The 24,472-nt window shown below is 62.6% G+C and carries 22 protein-coding genes, 2 tRNA genes and 1 pseudogene; 16 read left to right on the top strand and 9 right to left on the bottom strand.

The genetic code is table 11. From position 1 onward, the window contains the following. Positions 1–137: 137 nt before the first annotated feature. From modC to ACOY6C_RS07425, 5 genes are all read right to left on the bottom strand, one after another. Positions 138–1,220, bottom strand: coding sequence for a molybdenum ABC transporter ATP-binding protein (modC, locus tag ACOY6C_RS07445; protein WP_420904847.1), 1,083 nt, complete (start codon positions 1,218–1,220; stop codon positions 138–140). Beyond that, on the bottom strand, positions 1,217–1,897 hold the full coding sequence (modB, locus tag ACOY6C_RS07440; protein WP_420904846.1) for a molybdate ABC transporter permease subunit: 681 nt from the start codon (positions 1,895–1,897) through the stop codon (positions 1,217–1,219). The genes modC and modB overlap by 4 nt, the downstream gene beginning before the upstream one ends. A gap of 13 nt (positions 1,898–1,910) precedes the next feature. Further along, positions 1,911–2,651 carry a molybdate ABC transporter substrate-binding protein gene (gene modA, locus ACOY6C_RS07435; RefSeq protein ID WP_420904845.1) on the bottom strand — a complete coding sequence of 247 codons (741 nt, stop codon included), beginning with the start codon at positions 2,649–2,651 and terminating at the stop codon, positions 1,911–1,913. Positions 2,652–2,668: 17 nt separating this feature from the next. Next, positions 2,669–3,457, bottom strand: coding sequence for a TOBE domain-containing protein (locus ACOY6C_RS07430; RefSeq protein ID WP_420904844.1), 789 nt, complete (start codon positions 3,455–3,457; stop codon positions 2,669–2,671). A 286-nt stretch (positions 3,458–3,743) separates the two neighbouring features. Next, a complete protein-coding gene (locus ACOY6C_RS07425) occupies positions 3,744–4,466 on the bottom strand; it encodes an ABC transporter ATP-binding protein (RefSeq protein WP_420904843.1) in 723 nt (240 codons plus the stop codon). A 291-nt stretch (positions 4,467–4,757) separates the two neighbouring features. On the opposite strand from ACOY6C_RS07425, the gene recN reads away from it, so the two are divergent. The 9 genes from recN (at position 4,758) to ACOY6C_RS07380 (ending at position 11,489) form a co-directional block, all read left to right on the top strand. Further along, positions 4,758–6,446, top strand: a complete 1,689-nt coding sequence (gene recN / locus ACOY6C_RS07420; protein ID WP_420904842.1) for a DNA repair protein RecN — start codon at positions 4,758–4,760, stop codon at positions 6,444–6,446. A 205-nt stretch (positions 6,447–6,651) separates the two neighbouring features. Beyond that, the gene (gene clpS / locus ACOY6C_RS07415; protein ID WP_420904841.1) at positions 6,652–6,966 is read left to right on the top strand and encodes an ATP-dependent Clp protease adapter ClpS; all 315 of its coding nucleotides are present in this window, start codon (positions 6,652–6,654) and stop codon (positions 6,964–6,966) included. 27 nt (positions 6,967–6,993) lie between these two features. Next, a complete protein-coding gene (gene clpA, locus ACOY6C_RS07410) occupies positions 6,994–9,282 on the top strand; it encodes an ATP-dependent Clp protease ATP-binding subunit ClpA (protein WP_420904840.1) in 2,289 nt (762 codons plus the stop codon). Positions 9,283–9,470: 188 nt separating this feature from the next. Continuing rightward, a tRNA-His gene (locus ACOY6C_RS07405) sits at positions 9,471–9,546 on the top strand. A 187-nt stretch (positions 9,547–9,733) separates the two neighbouring features. Next, positions 9,734–9,816 (top strand) — tRNA-Leu (locus ACOY6C_RS07400). A 170-nt stretch (positions 9,817–9,986) separates the two neighbouring features. After that, the gene (locus tag ACOY6C_RS07395; protein WP_420904839.1) at positions 9,987–10,100 is read left to right on the top strand and encodes an Arm DNA-binding domain-containing protein; all 114 of its coding nucleotides are present in this window, start codon (positions 9,987–9,989) and stop codon (positions 10,098–10,100) included. 256 nt (positions 10,101–10,356) lie between these two features. Continuing rightward, a complete protein-coding gene (locus ACOY6C_RS07390) occupies positions 10,357–10,626 on the top strand; it encodes a hypothetical protein (RefSeq protein WP_420904838.1) in 270 nt (89 codons plus the stop codon). Positions 10,627–10,877: 251 nt separating this feature from the next. Beyond that, entirely contained in the window at positions 10,878–11,105 is a 228-nt protein-coding gene (locus ACOY6C_RS07385) for a hypothetical protein (protein WP_420904837.1), read from the top strand. Positions 11,106–11,108: 3 nt separating this feature from the next. Continuing rightward, positions 11,109–11,489 (top strand): toxin-antitoxin system HicB family antitoxin, encoded by a 381-nt coding sequence (locus ACOY6C_RS07380; protein WP_420904836.1) that lies wholly within the window; start codon positions 11,109–11,111, stop codon positions 11,487–11,489. A 19-nt stretch (positions 11,490–11,508) separates the two neighbouring features. Here ACOY6C_RS07380 and ACOY6C_RS07375 read toward each other — a convergent pair whose 3' ends face one another. The 3 genes from ACOY6C_RS07375 to ACOY6C_RS07365 all read right to left on the bottom strand — a co-directional run bounded on the left by ACOY6C_RS07375 (position 11,509) and on the right by ACOY6C_RS07365 (position 14,852). Further along, complete coding sequence (locus ACOY6C_RS07375; protein ID WP_420904835.1) at positions 11,509–11,796, bottom strand: hypothetical protein; 288 nt, start codon at positions 11,794–11,796, stop codon at positions 11,509–11,511. A 138-nt stretch (positions 11,797–11,934) separates the two neighbouring features. After that, positions 11,935–13,527, bottom strand: coding sequence for a peptide chain release factor 3 (locus tag ACOY6C_RS07370; protein WP_420904834.1), 1,593 nt, complete (start codon positions 13,525–13,527; stop codon positions 11,935–11,937). A gap of 296 nt (positions 13,528–13,823) precedes the next feature. Continuing rightward, positions 13,824–14,852 carry a helix-turn-helix domain-containing protein gene (locus ACOY6C_RS07365; protein ID WP_420904833.1) on the bottom strand — a complete coding sequence of 343 codons (1,029 nt, stop codon included), beginning with the start codon at positions 14,850–14,852 and terminating at the stop codon, positions 13,824–13,826. Positions 14,853–15,089: 237 nt separating this feature from the next. Here ACOY6C_RS07365 and ACOY6C_RS07360 point away from each other — a divergent pair, with 237 nt between their 5' ends. Continuing rightward, on the top strand, positions 15,090–15,557 hold the full coding sequence (locus ACOY6C_RS07360; protein ID WP_420904832.1) for a helix-turn-helix domain-containing protein: 468 nt from the start codon (positions 15,090–15,092) through the stop codon (positions 15,555–15,557). A gap of 27 nt (positions 15,558–15,584) precedes the next feature. Here the strand turns inward: ACOY6C_RS07360 and ACOY6C_RS07355 are convergent, their stop codons facing one another. Then, positions 15,585–16,517: a KamA family radical SAM protein gene (locus tag ACOY6C_RS07355; protein WP_420904831.1), complete on the bottom strand. Its 933-nt coding sequence runs from the start codon at positions 16,515–16,517 to the stop codon at positions 15,585–15,587. A 106-nt stretch (positions 16,518–16,623) separates the two neighbouring features. On the opposite strand from ACOY6C_RS07355, the gene efp reads away from it, so the two are divergent. The 6 genes and pseudogenes from efp to ACOY6C_RS07325 all read left to right on the top strand — a co-directional run. After that, positions 16,624–17,187, top strand: a complete 564-nt coding sequence (gene efp / locus ACOY6C_RS07350) for an elongation factor P (protein WP_420906100.1) — start codon at positions 16,624–16,626, stop codon at positions 17,185–17,187. Continuing rightward, positions 17,141–18,115: an EF-P lysine aminoacylase EpmA gene (gene epmA, locus ACOY6C_RS07345; RefSeq protein WP_420904830.1), complete on the top strand. Its 975-nt coding sequence runs from the start codon at positions 17,141–17,143 to the stop codon at positions 18,113–18,115. Before efp ends, epmA begins: the two co-directional genes overlap by 47 nt. Positions 18,116–18,185: 70 nt before the next feature. Next, on the top strand, positions 18,186–18,737 hold the full coding sequence (locus ACOY6C_RS07340) for a thioredoxin family protein (RefSeq protein ID WP_420904829.1): 552 nt from the start codon (positions 18,186–18,188) through the stop codon (positions 18,735–18,737). Positions 18,738–18,849: 112 nt separating this feature from the next. Further along, the gene (locus ACOY6C_RS07335; RefSeq protein ID WP_420904828.1) at positions 18,850–22,737 is read left to right on the top strand and encodes a DUF3683 domain-containing protein; all 3,888 of its coding nucleotides are present in this window, start codon (positions 18,850–18,852) and stop codon (positions 22,735–22,737) included. A 321-nt stretch (positions 22,738–23,058) separates the two neighbouring features. Further along, complete coding sequence (locus ACOY6C_RS07330) at positions 23,059–23,883, top strand: sulfite exporter TauE/SafE family protein (protein WP_420906099.1); 825 nt, start codon at positions 23,059–23,061, stop codon at positions 23,881–23,883. Positions 23,884–23,940: 57 nt separating this feature from the next. Continuing rightward, positions 23,941–24,123, top strand: a pseudogene (locus ACOY6C_RS07325) (cupin domain-containing protein); the annotation flags it as partial. Positions 24,124–24,472 lie beyond the last annotated feature (349 nt).

The raw sequence follows: 24,472 nt of genomic DNA, 5'->3' as shown, positions 1-24,472 counted from the left end.
TTAGCAATCAATAAGATGAAGGATGGAGCGGATGCGAACGCTGCCGGAACGTGCCGTTTTGCGGAACGCGCGGGAGGGGTGTGCATGGAGCCCACTCCCGCACCCGCCGACGCCGGGCTTTCAGGAGTGGGGAACCGTTATTCGATCACGGCCACGGACTTGACCTGCACCCAGACCGGTTTGTCGGGGTTGAGTTCCAGATGGGCCGCCGAACGGCGGGTGATGCGTGCCACGAACGGGGTCTCGCCGACCAGAACCCGGGCCAGCGCGTTGGCCGGGTGTCGGTCCCCGGCCAACGCGCTCACCACGCCGGGCAGGATGTTCTGGATGCTGGTGTGGGCATGGTGTTCGAGGGCCAGGCTGACATCCCGAGCCAGAACGCGCACCCGTGCCCGCTGGCCGATCGCCAGACCGTGATCGCGAATCCACAGTGACCCGCCCGGAAAGTCGGCGCGGCAGAGCTGCCAAGGTTCGTCACGGGCGCCGATCACCGTCTCCAACACCACGCCGATCTCCTCGCCGAGTCGCACCGGCGGATCGAGTCGCGCCAGGGTGGCGCCCAACGGCCCCTCGGTCACCACCCGCCCCGCCTCCAGCACCACCAGATGATCGGCCAGACGGGCCACCTCGTCCGGTGCGTGACTGACATAGACCATCGGCATGGTCAACTCCCGGTGCAGACGCTCGAGAAACGGCAGGATCTCCCGTTTGCGCGCCACGTCGAGCGCGGCCAGGGGTTCGTCGAGCAGCAGCAGCTCCGGCGAGACCGCCAGGGCGCGGGCGATGGCCACCCTTTGCCGTTCCCCGCCCGACAGGGTGGTCACCCGTCGTTTTAACAACCCGCCGATGCCCAGCAGTTCGATGGCCCGATCCAGCGGCACGCGCCTGAGCGGCTCGGGAACCCGTTTCAGACCGTAGAGCAGATTGTCCTGGACATTCAGATGCGAAAAAAGGGCGGCATCCTGGAATACGTAGCCGATCGGACGGCGATGGGGTGGACGGAAGAGTCCCTGTGCGTCATCCTGCCAGGGCGTTCCGCGCATCGCGACGCGACCACCCGGCGGACGCTCCAGACCGGCGAGAATGCGCAACAGGGTGCTTTTTCCCGATCCCGATGGCCCGAAGAGCGCGCTTACCCCCCGATCGGGCCAGGCCAGATCCACCTCCAGGGTGAAATCGCGGCGCACCAGCCGACAGGCAACCTGGATCGTGTCGTTCATCCGCGTTGTCCCGAACGTTGCACCCCATTCAGAACCAGCAGAACCAGGAAGGAAAAGAGCACCAAACCACCCGCCAGGGTATGGGCATGGGCGTATTCCATGGCCTCGACGTGGGCATAGATGCGCACCGAAACCACCTGGGTGGCGTTGGGAATGTTGCCACCGATCATCAACACCACGCCGAACTCGCCGACGGTATGGGCAAAGCCGAGCACGGTGGCGGTGACGAATCCCGGCAGTGCCTGCGGGATCGCCACGGTCAGGAAGGCATCCAGCGGCGAGGCGCGCAGGGTGGCGGCAGCCTCGAGAGGCGCGGATCCGATGGCCTGAAAGGCGTTGTGGAGCGGCTGGACCACGAACGGCAGGGAGTAGATCACCGAGGCAACCACCAGACCGCCAAAACTGAAAGGCAGAATTCCCCAGCCGAGGGCATGGGTCAGACGGCCCAACCAGCCGTCCGGCCCCATGAAGACCAGCAGATAGAACCCCAGAACCGTGGGGGGAAGGATGAGCGGCATGGCGACCAGGGCCGAAATCGGCCCTTTCCACGTCGAGCGGGTGCGTGCCAGCCACCAGGCCAGGGGGGTGCCGAGCGCGAGCAGCAGCAGCGTGGTGACCGTGGCCAGCTTGACGGTCAACCAGAGCGCCTGCCAATCGGAGGGGTCGAGCCAGGTCACCGCGTCAGCTCGCTCATTCGTAGCCGAAGGTGGCGATCATCGCCCGGGTCGCTGGAGCGCGCAGATGGTCCAGCCAGGCGCGGGCGGCGGGATTGTCCCGTCCCTTTTCCAGCAACACGGCCTCCTGAAGGATGGGTCGGTGCAAACCGGCGGGCACGATCCAGGCGGAACCCTCGGGGATCTTTCCTTCTCGCATCACCTGGGAGAGGGCCAGGAAGCCCAACTCGGCACTGCCGGAGGTCACGAACTGATGGGTCTGGGCGATGTTTTCGCCTTGAACGAATTTGGGACGCAACCGTTCGACCAGGTTCCGTTTTTCCAGAACCTCCATGGCCGCGGCGCCATAGGGGGCCAGTTTGGGATCCGCGATCGCCAGATGCTCGAACGCGCCCTTGCCCAGAACCTCGCCCTGGTCATCCACCCATCCCGCCCGCCTGGACCAGAGCACCAACCGCCCGGTCGCATAGACGAACCGGCTTCCGGAGACCCCGAACCCCTCGGTTTCGAGTTTGGCCGGAGTTTGGGCATCGGCGGAAAGCAGCACGTCGAATGGGGCGCCATTCTTGATCTGGGCATACAGCTTGCCGGTCGATCCCGCGGACAGAGCCACCTTGTGACCGGTCGCGGCGGTGAAGGTTTCGACGATTTTCTGTGCCGGAGCGCTGAAGTTGGCCGCCACCGCCACCTGTATCTCATCCGCCGTGGCGCTGGAGATCAGAAGAACCCACAACCATACATCCCGTGCGATCGTCATGCGTGCGACTCCCTGGTTCATGGCGTGACCGCCAGAATGATGTGCGAGGCCTTAATTAACGCGCAGGCGCGCGAGCCTACCTGAAGTCCCAACTGACGGATGCTGTCGTTGGTGATGATCGCCGCCACCGATTTGCCACCGGGAAGATCGAGGATCACCTCTCCGTTCACCGCCCCCTCCACGCAGCGCGTCACCACCCCGCACAAACGATTGCGCGCGCTGCTCCGGAAATTTTCATCCGTGGTCACGATCACCCACGGGGCCTTCACCAGGGCATGCGCTTCGACGCCTGGTTCCAAGGCCAGATTCTCCACGCTGGTGTTGGTGATGATCGCCACCAGCGTGTCCCCACCACCGATGTCCAACACCACCTCGGCATTCACCGTCCCGCGCGTCACCTGGACGACGCGACCCAAATATTGATTGCGCGCACTTGTTCGCATCTCAAACCTCCTGATCCGTTGATAGGCCTGAAAAAAACGATCGAATGCCCTCCCGCTTCCCTCCATGGCCGCGATGAAGGCCTGAAAATCCCTGTCCATGTCACGCATGAATGTGAGCACCTGCCGGCCCCGATCCGTCAACCGGGTTCCACCACCCGAGGCCCCTCCGATGCTGCGTTCCACCAGAGGCGTTTCGGAGAGATTGTTGAGACTCTCCACCGCCTCCCAGGCCGATTTGTAGGAGATTCCCATCGCCTTGGCCGCGGCCTGCATCGAACCGAGGGTGTCGATCTGCCCGAGCAACTGGAGCCGGTCGAACCGCCGTCCCGTTGAAAAGGGGGATGCCACCAATTTCTCGCTCATCGTTATCACCTTTATATATATAACGCTGAATGAACGGCTGTCAATCGGACATCGCGCGAGGTGTCCCGAAAGGGTGTCATTCGCACGCGATCACGTACAGAATCCGATTCATGTCAGACCGACCCGATCCAGGGCCATTCCGTGTCCCGACGCCTGCTTGAGGGATTGCCAATCCAGGCGGATCAGGGATTCGTGACCACGCTCGGCCAAGGCCTGATGCAACCTGTCGATCCATGCCGGATCGTCGCGATATCCGCATCCTGTCCTGACGCCAGGCGATTTTCCCTCAGCGCGCATCTTCCACCAGACGTCCCTCCTCCAGAAACAGCACCCGATCCGCCTGGGCGGCGAAGTCGAGGCTGTGGGTCACCATGATCAGCGTGGTTCCCTCCTCGCGCACCATGGCGGTCATCAGGGCCATGATCCCGCGGGCGGTCTTGTGGTCGAGATTGCCGGTCGGCTCGTCGGCGCACACCAGCATCGGACGGTGGATCAATGCCCGTGCGATGGCCGCCCGTTGTCGTTCCCCGCCGGAAAGCCGGTCCGGAAAGGCCGCCGCGCGCCGTTCCAGCCCCACCCGTTCCAACAGTTCCAGGGCGCGCCGCGTCCCCTCGGCGTCATCGGCCCCGTTCAACGCCAGGGGAAAGCGGACATTCTCCAACACCGTCAACGAGGGGACCAGGTTGAAGAATTGAAACACGAACCCGATATGCCGACGGCGGAACCGGGTGCTGGTTTCGTCGTCAAAGGCGGTGGACTCCTCGCCGCCGATGAAGATCCGTCCGCGATCCGGACGATCCAGACCGGCGATGAGGTTGAGCAGGGTGGTCTTGCCCGAACCGCTGCGCCCGACCAGTGCGGTAAGCGTCCCGCGTTGGAAATCGGCGTTCAGACCGGTGAGGATCGGCACCAGGCCGGCCCCCTCCTCGACATAGCTCTTTTCGATTCCTGTCAGGCTGGCCAGGGGATCGTTGGCAACGCTCCCGGCACCCGGGGTATCCCTTGTCATGTTCGAATCCGTCCGATCACCCGCGTTATGGGGCGCGGACACTCCGCGCCATTCTAACTTGCATGATGGGGGGAGAACCCCCTCACCCCCCGTACCGTGGACCTCCCTTCGGGAGTTCCACGGTAATCCAAAGGATCGTACCATGCGGCAAGGCGATCGCCAAGTTTCCCGGCCCCTGCCCGCTTTCGAACCACGCGTCCACCCGACAACTTCCTTGCGCTCTGAAATCGGTGGAGTATGGTAGATGACATGTGACCCCGGTGGGAAACCATCTGCAAGAGTGATTCAACCATGTTGCGGCAACTGATCATCGAGAACATCGCGCTCATCGAACGGCTGGAGATCGAATTCGACTCCGGTCTGACCATTCTGACCGGCGAGACCGGCGCCGGCAAGTCGATCGTCATCGACGCCCTGGCCCTGACGTTGGGCGCGCGCGCCGACAACGCCCTGATCCGCGCCGATGCCGAACGCGCCATGGTCACGGCCCATTTCGTCCTGCCGCAAGCCCATCCGGCCCGCGACTGGCTCAAGGAACAGGCGCTCGTCGGGGACGAGGACGGGGGAGAGCTGTTTTTGCGCCGCACCTTGTCGGCCAACGGTCGCGGCAAGGCGTTCATCAACGAAATCCCGGTGCCGGTGGCGGTTCTGGCGCAACTGGGCGACGGACTCGTGGACATCCACGGTCAGCATGACCATCAATCCCTGCTCCATGCCGCGACCCATCTGACCATTCTGGATGGTTTCGCCCGTCACGACACCGAGTTGGCGCGGGTCGTCGAACTGGCGCACGCCTGGCGCGCCCGTCGGGATACCCTGGAGGAGGTGCGACGGCGCGCCCGTGATGCCGAGCAGCGTCGGGCGTATCTGGTGCATCAACTCGACGAACTGGAGTCGGCGGCGCCCGGCGAGGGCGAATGGACCCGGCTCGAGCAGCGTCGTTCCCGGCTGGCCCATGTGGTCAAGCTGGGGGAGGCGACCTCGGCGGCGCTGGAACTTCTGACCGGCGACGCCCAGGGCGAGGGAGAGGGCGCGGCGCGACTGATCTCGTATGCCGCAGGCGAGATCGAGGGGGGCGCCCGTCTGGATCCGGCTCTGGAGGCCTTGTCCGAACCTTTGCGTTCCTTGCAGTACGAACTGGAGGATCTGGCGGATCGGATCCGCCACTACGCCGATGCCCTGGAGAGCGATCCGAGCGAGCTGATCGAAATCGAGGAGCGGCTCTCCCTGCTGCGCAATCTGGCGCGCAAACATCGCCGCACGCCGGACGGGTTGCCGGAGCTGGTCGAGACCCTGCGCGCCGAACTCGATGGCCTGGACCGGCTCGACCACGACGAACAGCGCCTGGTCACCGCCCTTGAGGAGACCCGATGCGCGTATGACCAGGCGGCGCGCGTCTTAAGCGCATCCCGCGCGAAAGCCGCGCAAAAATTGACGAAAGAGACCGAGGGCCATCTGCGCCCCTTGGGGATGCAGGCCCGATTCGCCGTCGAATTGCGTCCCGCCGGCGGCGAGCCCCGCGCCACCGGCGCCGAGGATGCGGAGTTCCAGATCAGCGCCAATCCCGGCGAGCCGTTGAAACCGTTGCGACAGGTGGCCTCGGGCGGCGAGATCGCCCGCATCATGCTGGCGCTCAAGACCACGCTGGCCGAGGCGGTGACCATTCCCACCCTGATTTTCGACGAGGTGGATGTGGGGGTTGGCGGTCGCACTGCGGCGGCGATCGGCGCCAAGCTGGCCGAGGTCGCCACCCGACGCCAGACCCTGGCGGTGACCCACTCCCCGCAGGTGGCGGCCTGGGGCGCGCGTCACTTCAAGGTGATCAAAAGCACCCGACAGGGACGGGCGCGGGTCGAGGTGCGTCCCCTGGACGATGCGGCACGGGTCGAGGAGGTGGCGCGCATGTTGGCCGGCGAGGAGATCACCCCGGCAGCGCGCGAAAATGCCCTGACCCTGCTGCGCGGAGCGGGCCACGGGTGAGGCGTCACCCTCTTCAAGACCGGATTGGGTGGATCGATCGCGCCTGCTTTCTTGCGTTCGGACGGGCGGCCCCCCTTTTTTCGTTGGCCGCGCGGAGATGATTCCGCTAAACTGCGAAATGATTAAACCGATCTTCTAAAACCGGGGAGTCTGGTTCTTCCCTGTGGATTGTGAGCATCTGATCGACACCCGGAGCATGAGACTCATGAGTGAGTCCGAATTCAACGCCGATACCCTGCTGCACACGCGCGACAATCAAGGGCTGGAGGAGCCGCCGCTCTTCAAGGTGATCCTCCTCAACGACGACTTCACCCCCATGGAGTTCGTGGTGGATACCCTGATGCGCTTTTTCGACAAGAACCTCGACGAGGCCACTGAGGTGATGCTCAACGTGCATCACAAGGGTTTCGGGGTGTGTGGTCTGTTCACCCGCGACATCGCCGAAACCAAGGTCATGCAGGTCAACCGACATGCCCGCATGCACCAGCATCCCCTGAAATGCCGGATGGAAAAAAATTAACCCACGTTTGATCATATGGGATCCTTCATGATCAGCAAACATCTGGAACTCTCCTTGAATCGCGCCATTCGCGCCGCCAAGCAGCGTCGGCACCAATACGCCACGGTGGAGCATCTGCTGCTCGCCCTGACGGAAAATCCCGAGGTGACCGAAATCCTTTTGCAGGTCGGTTGCAATCTGCGTCAGCTCTCCCACGACCTGGAGAGCCACCTGCAAGTGCATGTTCCCACCATTCCCGACGACGCCGACACCTTGGAGATCACCCCGACGGTCGGTTTTCAACGGGTGATCCAGCGCGCGGTCTATCAGGTGCAATCCTCGGGACGCGACATGGTGACCGGCGCCTATGTGCTGGTGGCCATCTTCAGCGAGCAGCAGTCCCACGCGGTCCATTTTCTCAACCGGCAGAACATCAGCCGGCTCGACGTGCAGGCGGCCATCGCCCACGGCATGGAGGGCAAGGGGGCGGGCGACGGCGAGGAGGAGGACGCCGAGGAGGCGCGCACCCAGGAGAAACCAGCCGATCCCGGCCCGGCCAAGGATGACCCGTTGGCGCTTTATGCCACCAATTTGACCCAGCTGGCTCGAGATGGAAAGATCGACCCCCTGATCGGTCGCGAGGCGGAGTTGACCCGGACCTTCCAGATCCTGAGCCGGCGTCGCAAGAACAATCCCCTGTTTGTCGGCGACGCCGGAGTGGGCAAGACCCATCTGGCCGAGGGGCTGGCGTTGCGCATTGCGCGCGGCGACGCCCCGGAACTGCTCGCCGACAGCGTGATCTTTTCGCTGGACATGGGATCGCTGGTGGCCGGCACCAAATTCCGCGGCGACTTTGAGGCGCGTTTGAAGGCGGTGTTGAAACGACTGAGCGAAACCCAGGGCGCGATCCTGTTCATCGACGAGATCCACACCGTGATCGGAGCCGGCGCCACCAGCGGCAGCACCATGGACGCCTCCAATCTGCTGAAACCCTTGCTGGCCAATGGTGAACTGCGCTGCATCGGCTCCACCACCCACGAGGAGTTCCGGGGGGTTTTCGAGAAGGACAAGGCACTGGCGCGCCGGTTCCAGAAGATCGATCTGGCCGAACCCTCTCTGGAAGAGACGATTCTGATTCTCAAGGGGCTTAAAACCCGCTACGAGTCCCACCACGGCATCCGCTACTCCGCGCCGGCGATCCGGGTGGCCGCGGAGTTGTCCCACCGCCACATCCACGATCGCAAACATCCGGATTCGGCCATCGACGTGCTCGACGAAGCGGGCGCCGCCGCGCGCATCACCCCCGCCAGCAGGCGCAAGAAGGTGATCGGCGTGCGCGAGATCGAAGATGTGGTCGCCCGCATCGCCCGCATCCCACCCCGCACCGTTTCCCACGACGATCGGGAATTGTTGAAAAACCTGGAGACCAACATTCTGTTGAGTCTGTTCGGTCAGGACAAGGCGGTCACCCAGGTGAGTCAGGCCATCAAGCTCTCCCGCGCCGGATTGGGCAACCCCTTGAAGCCGATCGGCGCTTTCCTTCTGGCCGGTCCCACCGGCGTGGGCAAGACCGAACTGGCCAGGCTGTTGGCCCGTGAACTGGCCGTGGAGTTGATCCGTTTCGACATGAGCGAATACATGGAACGGCACACGGTATCGCGTCTCATCGGCGCCCCGCCTGGCTATGTCGGTTTCGAACAGTCCGGACTGCTCACCGAGGCGGTCACCAAAAATCCCCATGCGGTGCTGCTGTTGGATGAGGTGGAAAAGGCCCATCCGGATGTTTTCAATCTGTTGTTGCAGGTGATGGACCACGGCAGTCTCACCGACAACAACGGTCGGCGCGCTGATTTCCGCAACGTGATCCTGATCATGACCACCAATGCCGGCGCCCACGAACTGGAACGCTCCTCGATCGGTTTCGTCACCCAGGACCATCACGGCGACGAGATGAAGGAGATCAAACGGCTCTTCTCGCCGGAGTTCCGCAACCGTCTGGATGCCATCGTTCCGTTTGCCCATCTGGAGCAACCGGTGATCCTGCAGGTGACCGAGAAGTTCCTGACCGCCCTGGATCGGGATCTTTCCGGACAACAGGTGAGCCTGTCCGTGGACGAGGATGGCCGCCACTGGCTCGCCGAGCATGGTTACGACCGCAAGAACGGCGCCCGTCCCATGGAACGGTTGATCAAGGAGAAGATCCGTCAACCCCTGGCCGACGAACTGTTGTTCGGTCGCCTGCGTCAAGGCGGCAAGGTGCGGGTGCGGGTGGTGGACGGCAAGCTGGATCTGGAGATCGAAGCGCTCGCAGCGGTTGCCCCTGGCGCGGCGGCCTGAAGGTCGCATTTGGCGTCTGCGATCGGATTCTTGCTTTTTTTGACCTTTCCGCCACCGAAACGCTTGACTTTCCTGGCGGATGATCTATGATAAACAGCTTCTGGAAGCGGGAGGATAACCTTCCCCGGCGGAAAATGTACGAAAAAAGAGGTCGTCCCGGATCCTGCGGTTTGGGACAGGTCAGTACGGCGGATGTAGCTCAGTTGGCAGAGCCCCGGATTGTGATTCCGGTTGTCGTGGGTTCGAGTCCCATCGTTCGCCCCACTCCCTTTTTACTCCCCCCAAACGCTGACTCCCGTTCGGTAACGCTTCGTGCCCGGTCGCATCCGATTGGGTCCGCCCCCCGTTGTTCCGGCAAGCAATGTCCGCGCGCTGTTCCACGACGAAAGAGAGCCGAAGACGCTCCCGGCGTCAAACCCGTTGACAGCCCGGCCCGATTGCAACCATCCCTGCCCGATTGGTGAAATGGTAGACACGCGGGATTTAGGTTCCCGTGCCTTTGGCGTGAGGGTTCGAGTCCCTTGTCGGGCACCATCCAAGATTTCAAAGCCTTCCATCACTCTCCACGAATCTCAAAAAAACAACAAGTTAGCAAGATCCTTCTTCCATACTCGTCCATCGTTTTTCGCTTGCATCCGTGAATATTGTTGGTCAATTGTTGGTATCTATCCTGTTGACAAACGATTTGCCTGGAGGATACCAACATGCCGCTCACGGAACTGGCCATCAAACAGTTGAAACCGTCTGAAAAATCTAAAAAAGTTTCAGATGGTGGCGGTCTGTACCTGCACATCACGACAGCTGGTTCAAAGTTGTGAAGAGTAGCGTACCGGTACGATTCCAAACAGAAGGTGCTCTCCATCGGGTCGTTCCCGAATGTTCTCCAAAGATGCAAGACGCGCACGTGAAGCCTCGTCCACGAACAGGAAAACCGTGGACATCAAAATCGGGGCAACCGGGTTTACCCCGTCGAAATCGCGGGAGCGAATCGTATTCCCCAGGTCGCAAAGAAATGTCTCTTGCCACGCGCGCGGGCCGCTCATGCCGGCCAGTGAACCCTCGCCCCAGGGAAACATGATGCGCACGAATTGCAGCGGATCGGTATACCGCACGCACCGTGTTGAAAACCCCGGTAGCCTGCTGCTTGGTTTTGATCAGGGATTGGAGCTGCGCCTTGATCGCTGCGAACGCCTCCTTGCCGTCTTGCAGTTGCTCTTGAACCTGGCGTATCTGCTCCTTGATCAACGCCAGATCGGTCGCGTGCTGGCACGGAAGCATCGGATCCTGCACCGGGCAACGGTCGTGATTCACCTGGCAACTCCTTGGGTGGTGTTCGGTTGTTGATTCGCTTCCGGGCGGGACGGACTGACGCCGGTGAAAAACGCGAAACAGTCTTTGTTGCCGATTATCGGCAGATCCCTGGGCCACCGCTCCCAGCGCACCACGGGTATCTACGCGCGACTCGATCTGGATCCGGTGCGTGAGTCGATGCAAAGGGCCGCAGATCGAATGATGGCGTGGGGGGATTCCTGACAAAATCAAGGCGTTTCTTTTTTGAGCTTGCTTGTTAATACTGCATTTGATACTGTTTATGCATGAATACCTCCGTAAAACTCCTTGACGCGATGAACCGCCATCCTTTGGACTGGCGCATCGACCAACTGCAAACGGTGGCGCAGCAGTATGGCATCACCTGGAGACATCGGGGGACGAGTCATTGCTATTTCATCCGTGCGGATGGAAACGTGCTTTCCGTGCCGGCGCACAGACCGATCAAGGCTGTTTATATCAAAAAATTTATCCAATTCGTGGAAGGGGCATGAACCATGCGCAATCTTGCGGATTATCCTTTTGAGATACGTCCTCTCACGCCAGATGAAGGCAGCGGGTATCTGATCTCCTTCACCGATTTCAATGAATGCATCTCCGACGGGGAGAGTGTCGAGGAAGCCATTGAGAACGGGCTGGATGCTCTGAAAGGGATGATCGGGACGCTCGAAGAGCTGGGAATGCCGGTTCCCGCCCCGATGTCAGGCGGTTATTCCGGGAAATTTGTGGCCAGGGTGCCCAAGACCCTGCATGCCAGACTCGTCTCAAGGGCGCGGCGTGAAGGGGTCAGTCTCAATGCGTTGGTGACCGCGTTGTTGGCCGAAGGGATCGGCGCGGGCAAGCAGGATGGAGCGTTACCGCGTCATTCCAGGTCATGATCTTCGGGTGATTTGAGGCTCAATCCTCTGGTTTGGCATGTACCCGTCCATTGCGTTTTACTTTGGACAGATTCAGGGTATCCCGAACCTCGATATCCTTCTGGCGTCGTCGGGATTTTGGGTTTCGGATTCCATTGCGGTTGGTGGGATCCACCTTGCGTTGCTCCAGCCACCGATGCAAATCCGCCTCATCGTAGCTGATTCTCCCGCCAGTTGGCGTGTAGATCGGCCCGAAACCACGGACTGGCCAGTTGTCCAGGGTACGCGGCTTGAGACGTAGCACCTCGGCGGCCCCGGCCACGGTCACCCCAAACTCCGCCTTCGGATGCCTTTTGGGCGCGGTGTCTGGAGCGGATCAATTCTTCGTGTCGCCAGGGGGTCAGTTTCTCATGTCGTTTGACACGGCCAGAAAGACAGGCGGATGTGAATCGGGATACGGCTCTCCTCAAGCCGTACCCTCGCGCACCTTCTGAAAACGGACCCCGGACCACTCCTTTATGGCATCGTTCAGACGCCAGGTGTTGCGGGCCAGAAAGACCGGCGCGCCGTCGTAATCCTCGGCCATCTCCGCCTGGCAGGCATCCACGAACTTTTTCAACAGGCGGTGGTCGTCCGACTCCAGCCAGCGGGCGGTGATGTAGCCCGCATCCTCGAAGCGCACCGGAACGTCGTATTCGCCGCGAATCCGCTCGGCGAGCACCTCGAACTGCAAGGCGCCCAGCACGCCGACGATCCATTGGGAGCCCAGATGGGTCTTGAAGGCACGGGCCACCCCCTCCTCGCCCAACTGGCGCAGGGCGTTCTCCAGATGCTTGACCCGCATCGGATCCTCGGGCCGGACGCGACGCAGGATCTCCGGCGCGAAACTCGGCACCCCGGTGAATTTCAGGCTCTCCCCCTCGGTCAAGGTGTCCCCGATGCGCAACACCCCGTGATTGGGGATGCCGATCACGTCGCCGGCCCAGGCCTCCTCGGCCAGATCCCGCTCGCGGGCCATGAACAGCAACGGATTGTGGACCGAGAGGATCTTGCCGGTCACCGCGTGTTTGAGTTTCATGCCGCGTCGGAACTGCCCCGAAACCAGCCGGAAAAAGGCGATGCGGTCGCGATGGTTGGGATCCATGTTCGCCTGGATCTTGAATACGAAGCCGGAGACCTTCTCCTCGTCCGGCTTCACCAGGCGTTGTTCCGCCTGCTGGGGGCGTGGCGCGGGGGCCAGATCGAGCAGGGCGCGCAACAGTTCGCGCACGCCGAAATCGTACATGGCGCTGCCAAAGAAGACCGGGGTCAAATGGCCCTCGCGATAGCTCTCCAGGTCGAAGGTCGGGCAGAGGCCATGGGCCATCTCCACCTCTTCGCGCAGCGGGTTGAGAAAACGCGGCGAGAGCAGTCCGTCGAGTTGAGCATCGTCCACACCGGAAAGGGGCAACCCCTCCGGGGGCACCTGTTCCGGGCGGGTCCGTTCCATGCAGGACAGACGTGGTTTCAGCAGGTCATAGCACCCCTGGAACTCCCCGCCCATCCCCACCGGCCAGTTGAGAGGCGTCACCTCCAGGGCCAGTTGATCGGCGATCTGGTCCATCAGGGTGAAGGGATCCAGGCCATCCCGGTCCATCTTGTTGATGAAGGTGATGATGGGCACGTTGCGCAATCGGCAAACCTCGAAGAGTTTCAAGGTTTGCGTCTCGATCCCCTTGGCCGCGTCCAACACCATCACCGCCGAATCGACGGCGGTCAGGGTGCGGAAGGTGTCCTCGGAGAAGTCGGCGTGACCCGGCGTATCCAACAGGTTGATGACGTGACCGTCGAACTCGAAGGTCATCACCGAGGCGGTGACCGAAATGCCCCGTTCGCGTTCCACCTTCATCCAGTCGGAGCGGGCCCGGCGTTGTTCGCCGCGCGCCCGCACCCGTCCGGCCTCCTGGATGGCGCCTCCGAACAGGAGGAGCTTTTCGGTGAGGGTGGTCTTGCCCGCGTCCGGGTGGGAGATGATGGCAAAGGTGCGGCGTCTGCCGACCTCATGGGAAATGGCGCTCATGAACCGCGTGATCCTCGCTGGCGGGACGAAACACAAGGGAACGAAGCAACCCCGTTTTTCCGTGGCATTCCCGTCAGCGGGGCACGGTCGGGGGTGAGGGGATTCTTTCCCCTCCACGACGACAACCCCTCATTCTATCCGATTTGACCCGTGCCATAAAGAGTCGATCGAGGTGCCGGGGATCTCCGGCGGGTGAAAATCGTGCGGACCAACATCAGCGACCCAAGATCGTCGCGCGCTGGATGGGGTTGGCCGATCTCTCGCGGGTCATGCCAGGCGCGATCGGCGTGTAAACCTCACCCCCCGGTTTCCCAGCTCTGCTCCCCGAACTCCGGGAAGTTGCGGCGCAGAAGACCTTCCAGAAAAATCCGTTCCTCATGACCCGCATTCGGCAACCAGGTGGCCAGCCAGTAGAGAATCCGGGCGGCGCGCTGCTCCGCGCCGGCAGACTTGCAGGCGCTCTCCAACAAAACCGCGTCGATCTGAGCCAGAGGTTCGGGGATATACTCCCCCACCTGGGTCTCCCGTTCGATGCGGATCGCCCCATCGATGATCCCCGTGATCCGTCCCGAGCCCATGAACTCCCGAACCCCAAGCCAGCCATTCACCAACCGGCGCAGATTCTCCGGGGTCACCACCAGCACATAGATCGCCAACGTGCCGAGCAGCGACCGCACCGCGCTCAAGGTACGCCGTCCCACCGCGCCGCCGATCACCTCCATCAGCGTGTACTCATCCGTCTGACCGTTCGGTTGTTCATTCCAGGCCGGCGCGATCAGCACCACGCAGAACAGTTCCCGATCGGTCACCAGATAGAGATGCCAGCCGTGCTCCTCCAGGGACAACAGTTCGCGCAAACGTTGCACCGCCTCTTCATCCCCGCGCATGCGACCACCCGGAAACGGCGATCCATCCCCATGCAGCAACCATTCGCCGCGCACCCCTTCCAGACGACTCACCCGGTTCAGGAACGCCTGATTCCAGATTCCGCCATTCACTTCCAGCGCGGCGGAACTCCGATTGGTCACGCCCAGCCCGTTCAACCACCCCGCCACATCCCGCTCGGTGGTGGCCAGCATGCGCACCAGTCGGTCGCGGACCGTCCCCTTGGTCCCTTCCAGGAACATTTCTCCGCTGCCCGAAAGCAACCAATCGCCGGAGATGTGTACCTGATCGGTCAACTTGACGATGAAATTGCGCGACGGTTCCTTGCGTCCCGCCTCGACATCCGCGATGTAGGCGCGACTCACGCCGATCCGTTCGGAAAGCTCCTGTTGGGTCAGGTCGAGTTCCCGCCGGATTGCCCGCAATCGCAAGCTAATCATGCTTGTGGATTTTTGCATCATTTTTCGTACTGTTCGGAATTATTGTGGCCACAGACCGCAAAAATTATTACTTCGTGTCAATATACACGAGAACTGTTGATTCAGCAAGTTGTATATGCTATCACGGACAGAATCTTCATCAATCGTTGTGTTGACATGAATCCGTTGATTCAGCAAGTTGTATGTGCTATCACGGACAGAATTTTTATCAAAACGATGTGCCGGTATGGAGTCAGAATGAATCACCGCAACGAATCCAAAAATCCCGCGTTTGCCCAACGTTTCAAGTCGGCCCGCCTGCATGCCGATCTGACCCAGCAGGAGTTGGCGGGACAAGTAGGCATCAGCCAGGCCGCGATCCACAAACTCGAGTCCGGGCAGTTCGGCAGTTCCCGCAAAACGGTGGCGATTGCCATGGCCTGTCGGGTCAATCCGGTGTGGCTGGAGACCGGTGTTGGCGAGATGTTGCCTTTTCAGGACAAGGGGATCGAGGAGGACTCCGAGGAGGGGGCGATCACCGGGGGGACCAACACGCAACTGGGCTTTGTGGAAGGGGAGCTGGATAAAATGATCCACACCCTGTATGCCTTGCGCAACCAGGTGCGCCGGTTGCGCAACCGTCAACGGGCCCGCACCCGGTGCCGCAAGGATGCCTCGCAAGAGGCAGACGCGACGACCAACACGGAAAACGATGTCGGATCATGAGCAACCGTTTCGGCGGCGACGGAAACATCAGGCGTACAAGATTCCTTGTTTTGAACTCAATCCCACCACCTCCCGCACCAACCGTGGGACGGCATAGCCCGGAAGACACGCGCGCAGGGCGATCATCAACTCCCGCCCGCGGGCTTCGGGAACCTCGAAATGGGCCGCGCCGGCCACCGCGTCGAGCAGATGCAGGTAGTAAGGCATGACCCGCGCATCGATCAGCGCCTCGCACAAGGCGGCCAGGCTCTCCACGTCGTCGTTGACCCCTTTCAACAGAACCGATTGATTCAGAAGCGGAATGCCCGCATCCACCATCCTGGCCAGAGCCGCCCGCGCCGGCGAGTCGAGTTCGGCGGCGTGGTTGACATGCACCACCACGATGGGAGTCAGGCGACTGCCGGTGAGGATCCGGATCAGTCGCGGGGTGATGCGCTTGGGGAGAAAAACCGGCGCGCGGGTATGGATGCGCAACCGTTTGAGATGCGGGATGTCGGCCAGGCGTACCGCGAGGCGTTCCAGGCGACGATCCGACAGGGTGAGCGGATCGCCGCCCGAAAGGATCACCTCGCGGAGGGACGAATCCGCCGCGATCGCCTCCAGGGCAGGTCGAAACGCGCGCGGACGCATGGGGGTCGGTGTGGCGCGATCATGACGCCGGAAACAGAAACGACAATGCACAACGCATCCCGTGGTCACCTTGAGCAGCACGCGCCCCGGATATTTGGTGATCAGTCCAGGGATTTTTTGCGTGCAGGATTCGTTCAACGGATCGGTGGTGTATCCCGGAACCTCCTGCAACTCCTCGACGGTGGGGAGGAACTGCCGCGACAAGGGCCCCTCGCCCCGCTCGGCCATCAACCGCGCGGCCAGGGCCGGCGGCGCCAGAAACGGGAACGCCTCTGCCGCATTCCTGGCACCGGCAGGGAAATTTGTCGGGATTTCGACCGAATGATTCATGGCAGGGTGATCTGCGGCATCGGTTGCGGTATACTGGGGAGCGGATGTCATCGTTAGGACCTTTCGTGAACCCATTGCCAAGGAAATCGTATTCATCATGAGTGACATGCTCAACCACAACCAACTGCGCCAGGGCACCCGCGTCGAGATCGACGAGTTGCCATGGATCATCGTCGATGCCCAGTTCGTCAAGCCGGGCAAGGGCCAGGCCTTCACCAAGATCAAGATCAAAAACCTGATCGATGGCCGGGTGATCGAGCGCACCTTCAAGTCGAGCGAAAACGTCATCAAGGCCGATGTCGTCGATCGGGACATGCAGTTCCTGTACAACGACGGAGCGTACTGGCATTTCATGGATCCGGCCAGCTACGAACAGTCCGCCCTCGACGAAACCCAGGTTGGGGAAACCCGCTTCTGGCTCAAGGAGCAGGAGACCTATCTGGTGACGCTTTGGAAGAATCGCGCCATCGCGGTGATGCCGCCCTCCTTCGTCATCCTCACCATCACCCAATGCGATCCGGGCATCAAGGGTGATACGGTCTCCGGGGCCACCAAACCGGCCACCCTGGAGACCGGCGCCGAGGTCAAGGTGCCGCTGTTCATCAACGAGGGCGAGCGGATTCGTGTCGATACCCGTACCGGCCAATACGTCGAACGTGCCAAGGATTGATCCGGAAACCTGGCGACCCGCGGCCTCTCCGGACGGTTGGGCCGCGCGGGCGCGGGTGTTGCGACAGATTCGGGAGTTCTTCTTCGCCCGTGGCGTGCTGGAGGTCGAAACCCCGATCTTGAGCCGTTTCGCGGCTCCCGATGCGTCGCTGGATCCGATCGGCTGCGCGCTGGGCTATCTCTCCACCTCGCCGGAAACGGCGATGAAACGGCTGGTGGCGGCGGGATCGGGTTCGATTTATCAGATCACCCGCGCGTTTCGCGCCGGGGAGTCCGGACCCCTGCACAATCCCGAGTTCACCATGCTGGAGTGGTATCGTCCCGGCTGGAACTGGCGCGAACTCATCGATGAGAGTGTGACACTGGCGCTCGAAGTGCTGGGAACGACCGGGCGTCACGAATTCACCTTTGCCGAGGCGTTCACCCGATTCGCCGGCATCGATCCCTTCGCGGACGATTGGGCCACGCTCCGCAACGCCCTTCCCGGTCCGATTCCCGAGGGGCTGGAGCGTCTGGAACTTCTGGATCTGCTGCTGACCGAACGGGTGGAGCCGGCCTTCGCCGCGCTGGACGGCGTGGTGGTGCTGACCCGATTCCCGGCGGAGCGGGCGGCCATGGCGATCATCGATTCCGGCCCGCCGGCCACCGCGCTCCGTTTCGAGTTGTATGCGCGCGGGGTGGAACTGGTCAACGGCTACCAAGAGTTGACCGATCCGGACCAACAGGAGGCGCGTCTGCTGGAGGCCAACGCCAAACGAGCCGAGGCCGGGAAATTAAAATTGCCGATTGATGGGAACTTTCTTGACGCCTTGCGAGTCGGGATGCCCAAGACGGCGGGTGCGGCGTTGGGGGTGGATCGACTGGTGATGCTGGCCATGGGAGCGGGGCGACTGGCCGAGGTGATGGCCTTTCCCGAGGATCGTGCATGAAAATTGCATCGATCCCACCGATTTGCATTTTTCCACAGATCGGTCACGGCCATTAAGAGGAGATCCCCGCATGGTTCTGTTGCACTCACCCCCCGGAGAACTGGGCGCGTTCGCCCCGGAGTTTGCCTTGCCCGGCGTGGATGGCAAGACGCACACCCTGGAGAGTTACCAGTCGAGTCCGGTGCTGGTGGTGATGTTCATCTGCAACCACTGCCCGTATGTGCAGGCGATCGAGGAGCGTCTGATTGTCCTGGCGCGTGAACTGCAACCCCGGGGGGTGGCGTTTGTCGGCATCAGCAGCAACGATCCGACCAGTTATCCGGAAGACAGCTTCGAAAACATGCGTCTACGGGCCAACAAGAAAGGCTATCCCTTCGATTATCTGTACGACGGGAACCAGCGGACCGCCAGGGATTACGGCGCGGTCTGCACCCCAGACTTTTTCGTCTACGATCGGGAGCGCACGCTGCGCTATCGCGGTCGCCTGGACGACAGTCCGCGCAATCCGGCGGCGGTGCGCCGCGAGGAGATGAAAGAGGCGATTCTGGCGCTGCTCGAGGATCGGGCGATCCCGGAACCGCAAAATGCCGCCATGGGGTGCAGCATCAAGTGGAAGGAGTAACGGGCCGGATGGGGGGAGTTCCCCATCGCTCCCCCCCGCGTGGCGCCTGCATCGGGTGTGCCACGCCAAACCCCCTCGGGATCCGTCCCGATGTGAATCAGGAAGTCTCAAGGTGACCCAAAGCGCGAAAAATCGGGAAATTCCCTTCAACTACACCTCGTTTTCCGATCGGGAGGTCGTGCTCCGCTTTCTCGGTCAGCGCGCCTGGGAGTATCTGGAGAGTCTGCGCGGAAAACGGGAGACCGGACGTTCGGCCCGGGTGCTCTTCGAGATTCTCGGCGATCTCTGGGTGATCTCCCGCAACCCCTACCTGCAGGAAGATCTGCTCGAACATCCGCGACGCCTCGACGCCCTTCTGGAGAACATCGGTCAGCGCATTCAGTTGATCGTGGATCGGGCCAAGGGCAATGCCGAGGTGTTCGAACTGATCGAAAACCTGCGGGAGGCGGTCAAGGCTTTCGGGGCGTGGTTTCCGCAACGCGAAGCGCTGCGCAAGCGGGCCCGACACGCCTTCTCACGCGTCACCCGCGCGGAAAACATCGACTTTACCCCCATGGGGCGGGTGGCCCACATCACCGATGCCACCGACTGGCGCGTCGAGTGTCCGGCTTGTGTGTTGAAACCGGACCGCGAGGAGGAGGTGGCGGCGCTGGTGGCGGTGTGCGGCGAACTGGGTCTTCCGGTCATTCCGCGCGGCGGCGGGACCGGCTATACCGGCTCCGGCGTGCCCCTTCATCCCGACACGGTGATCATCAACACCGAAAAGATCGACTTCATCGCCCCCATCGAACGGATCGTGCCGCCGGGACTGACGTGCATGAAGGGGGGAGAACCCCCACACTCCCCGACCGAGAATCTTCCCGGCGGGAGTTCCACGGCCATGAATTCCGTACCCACGATCCGGGTGGGCGCCGGCGCGATCACCGCGCGGGTGGAAGAGGCCGCCGCCAGGTCCGGCTGGATCTTCGCGGTCGATCCCACCTCCAAGAACGCCTCGACCATCGGCGGCAACATCGCCATGAACGCCGGCGGCAAAAAGGCGGTGCTGTGGGGCACCACCCTGGACAACCTCCTCTCCTGGCGCATGGCCACCCCGGATGGCGGCTGGATGGAGGTGGAACGACTCGATCACAACCTGGGCAAGATCCATGCCCTGCCCGAGGCCCATTTCCGCGTCACCCGCTTCGGAGGCGACGGCCAGATCCCCGTGGGCGAACCGGTCACCCTGACCATCCCCTCGGAACAGTTCCGCAAGCCCGGACTGGGCAAGGATGTCACCAACAAGGCCCTCATGGGGCTGCCCGGCATCCAGAAAGAGGGGTGCGACGGTCTGATCACCAGTGCCGTGTTCGTGCTCTATCCCAAGCCGAAATTCACCCGCACCGTCTGTCTGGAGTTCTTCGGCGCGGATCTGGCGCAAGCCGTGCCGGCCATCGTCGAGACCAAGCGCTACCTGGAAGAGACTCCGGGCGTGGCCTGCGCGGGTCTGGAACACCTGGACGAACGCTATCTGCGCGCGGTGGGCTACAACGTCAAGGCCTCGCGCGGCGAACACCCGAAAATGGCCATTCTGGCCGACATCATCGGCGACGACGAAAACCGGGTACGCGAGGCGGCCCTGCATGTCACCGGACTGGCGCGGGCGCGGGATGGCGAAGGATTCATCGCGGTCAGCGAGGAGGAGCGGGCCCGCTACTGGGCGGACCGCTCCCGCACCGCCGCGATCGCCGCCCACACCAACGCCTTCAAGATCAACGAGGACGTGGTCATCCCCCTGGAGCGGCTGGCCGAATACAACACCGGCATCGAACGGATCAACATCGAGCAGTCGCTCAAGAACAAGATCCAAACCCTGGTGGTCATGGAGCGGTTTCTGGACGGCGAGGGGTTGGCGCGCTCCCTGCCCGCCGGCTATCCGAACAGCGACGAAAGCCTGACCTCGGTGGCCGCCAAGCGCGAAGCGGGATTGGCCCTGTTGGCCAGGGTGCGCCAGCGGTGGCAGAGGATTCTCGCCGCCCTCGATGCCTGGGCCACGGATTATCCCGATCTGCTCGACTCCCCGGCCCAGGCCCGTGCCAACATCCGGTTGATCGATCTGCTGTTGCGTCGCGAAATGCGCATCTCCCTGCGCCAGGAGGTGCTGCGTCCACTCCACAACGCCTTCGCCGGCGAACTGTGGGACGCCGCGCGCCGGGAGATCGACGCGCTGCATGGGGCGGAACGCTCCCGACGGCTGTTCGTGGCCCTGCACATGCATGCCGGCGATGGCAACGTCCACACCAACATCCCGGTCAACTCCAACGACTACGAGATGCTCCAGGAGGCGGAACGGATCGTGGATCGGATCATGGAGTTGGCCGTCTCCCTGGATGGACGGGTCTCCGGCGAACACGGCATCGGGCTCACCAAATTCCGCTATCTGGATCCCGAGATCATCGACGCCTTCGTTGATTACAAAATGACGGTCGATCCGGAAGGACGCTTCAATCCGGGCAAGCTGATGCCCGGCTCGGGTCTGGAACGTGCCTATACCCCGTCGTTGCGCCTGGTGCAGCAGGAGGCGCTCATCCTGCGCGAGACCGCCATGGGCGATCTGAACGACGACGTGCGCAACTGTCTGCGCTGCGGCAAATGCAAGAAAGTCTGCTCCACCCATGTGCCGCGCGCCAATCTGTTCTACTCCCCGCGTGACAAGATCCTGGCCACGGGTCTGATCATCGAGGCGTTCTTGTATGAGGAACAGGCGCGGCGCAAGGTCTCCCTGAGCCACTTCAACGCCCTGACCGATCTGGCCGACCACTGTGCGGTCTGCCGGCGCTGCGCCACCCCGTGCCCGGTGAACATCGACTTCGCCGCGGTCACCATGCGCATGCGCGAGATGCTCAAAAGTCGCGCGCGCCGCTCCGGACGCATCGGCCACCGCCTGGCCCTCGGTTTTCTCACCGCCACCGACCCGCGCCTGATCCGTATGGCCCGTCAGTTTTTCATTCTCGGCGGTTACGCGGGACAGCGACTGGCCCATCGCCTGTGGAAGCAACTCACCCGTCCGCACCGGCACGGCGACGAACCGCCCAAGGCCGCCGCCGGACGCGCCCCCAATCTGGTGGAACAGTTCGTTCCCCTGCTCGAGCGTCCCCTGCCCGCCGGTCTGCCGAGTCGCTCGGCGCGCGGGTATCTGGATATCGAAGATCCTTCGGTGATCCCGGTGCTGCGCGATGCCGATCGCTCGGAACCCAAATTCGAAAGCGTCTTTTATTTTCCGGGTTGCGGCTGCGAACGGCTTTTTTCCGACGTGGCCCTGGCCTCGATCGCCATGATGGTCCACATCGGCGCCCAGGTGGTGCTGCCGCCCGGCGCGATCTGCTGCGGGTTTCCCCAGAGCGCCTCGGGATTGGAAACCCTGGGACGCCAGATCACCATGCGCAACCGGGTGCTGTTCCACCGGGTGGCCCATGCCTTGAGCCACCTGGAGATCAAGACCGTCATCGTCTCTTGCGGCACCTGCATGGACCAGTTGGAAAAATACCACTTCGAGACCATCTTTCCCGGCTCCCGTCTGCTGGATGTGCATGAATTCTTGATGGAAAAAGGGGTCGGGCTCCATTCGCGCTCCCGGGAACCGATCCTGTTCCACGACCCCTGCCATTCGCCGATGAAGGTCCATCCGCCGCTGATGGTCGCTTCCAGGCTGCTGGGACGTCCGGCGGTGCTGGCGGACCGTTGTTGCGGCGAGGCCGGCACCTTTTCGGTCTCCCGTCCGGACATCGCCGCCCAGGTGCGCTTTCGCAAGGACGAGGAGGTCAACCGCAACCGCGAACCCGGCGAAACGGCCCGCATCCTCACCTCCTGCCCCTCGTGTTTCCAGGGGTTGTCCCGACTGGAGAACACCAGCGCCGACTACCTGGTGGTGGAGTTGACCCGTTCCCTGCTCGGATCCGGGTGGCGGACGGCATTTCTGGAACGCATGCGTCGCGGTGGACTGGAAAAAGTGCTGTTGTAACTTGCATGATGGGAGGAGAACCCCTCACCTCCCGTACCGTGGCCTTCTCTTTGGGCGTTCCACGGTAACCTGATGGGGGGGAGACCTCCCTCCCCCCGACCGTGGCCATCCTTTCGGACCTTCCACGGTAACCTGATGGGGGGAGACCTCCCTCCCTCCGACCGTGGCCATCCTTTCGGACCTTCCACGGTAACCTGATGGGGGGAGACCTCCCTCCCTCCGACCGTGGCCATCCTTTCGGGCGTTTCCATGGTAAGATGCATCTTGGCAGGAGAGACCCATGGGATCCATGCCCGCTCTTGACCATTCCAGGAGACCACCATCGACATCGCCTCGCACCTGCCCGAATGGCTCCCCGCCATCAGTCCGAAATTTGCCCTGGATCTGCTCCTGGTCTATCTCGGCACGGTGGTCCAGGCATCCTTGGGGTTCGGGTTCGCGTTGATCTCCGCGCCGCTGCTCAAGCTGATCGATCCCGATCTGCTCCCCGGTCCACTGATGGTGGCCGGCATGCTGCTCAATGCGGCCATGGGCGCGCGGGGATTGAAGGCGGCGGAAAAAGCCCCCCTGGCATGGATGGTGATGGGATCCCTGCCGGGCTTGTGGCTGGGTGTCCTATCCTACGACTGGTTGACCCCTCGTCAGGCGGACATGCTGTTCGGTGTGCTGGTGTTTTCGGCGGTGGGAATGTCGCGCCTGCATGGCGCCAAACACGCCACCGCCGGGGTGCTGATCGGCGCCGGTTTTTTTTCGGGCCTCATGAACATCACCACCACCATGGGGGGACCACCGGTGGTGCTGGCCCTGCAAGCCCTGCCCGGAAACCGGTTTCGTGCGACCCTGGCCCTCTATTTCCTGGTGATTGGCACGATCTCGTTGTTTGTGTTGCCCCACTCCGTGCAACTGGACCTGGCGAAATCGATCCGAGGGCTGGAATTGATGCCTGCGGTGCTCCTGGGGCTCTGGAGCGCCGGTCCGTTCGAACGCTGGCTCGACGCGGGACGCACCCGTGTCGCGGTCCTGCTGCTGGCGGCGGCAGCCGGTGGGATTCTGATCCTTCGCTCCTGGCCGCCGGTCGATCAGGCCGGCATGGCCGCCGTGATCTCCATCATCAAGGATGCCCTCCTTGATCTTGTCCTCGAATAAGGATGAACCATGGTTTCTCGTAAAGATCTTCAACCATCCCCTCTTCGGATGCAACCGGTCATCCGAGGCGATCAGACCCTCCTGCCCAACGAAAAGCACTCCACCCGCATCCCGCTCGGCGGGCGCCACCGGCTCACCAATCCGGGCGCCATTCCCCTGGCGATCATCGAGGTGCAATCCGGCAACCACCTGGGCGAGGATGACATCGTGCGTCTCGACGATCCTCGCGGACGCGGTTGAAGGCCAGCCATGTCCGATCATCAATCAGAACGACACCCTCCCCGAAGACAACCCCCTCTTGATCCAGCCATCCCCCCGAGCGACGATCCACCGCGCGCATCGGACCCGGAACAAGCCCGGAGCGCGCCGCTGGGACCGAACGGGCCGCAAGCCCGGAACGCGCCGCTGGGACCGAACGGGCCGCAAGCCCGGAACGCGCCGCTGGGACCGAACGGGCCACAAGCCCGGAACGCGCCGCTGGGACCGAACGGGCCGCAAGCCCGGAACGCGCCGCTGGGACCGAACGGGCCACAAGCCCGGAACGCGCCGTCGGGACCGAACGGGACGCAAGCCCGGAACGCGCCGCCGG

The organism is Candidatus Magnetaquiglobus chichijimensis (assembly GCF_045865675.1).
GTDB classification, from domain to species: domain Bacteria; phylum Pseudomonadota; class Magnetococcia; order Magnetococcales; family Magnetaquicoccaceae; genus Magnetaquiglobus; species Magnetaquiglobus chichijimensis.
Note: the sequence above shows the minus strand (reverse complement) of the source record. Positions and strands in the feature narration are given on the sequence as shown.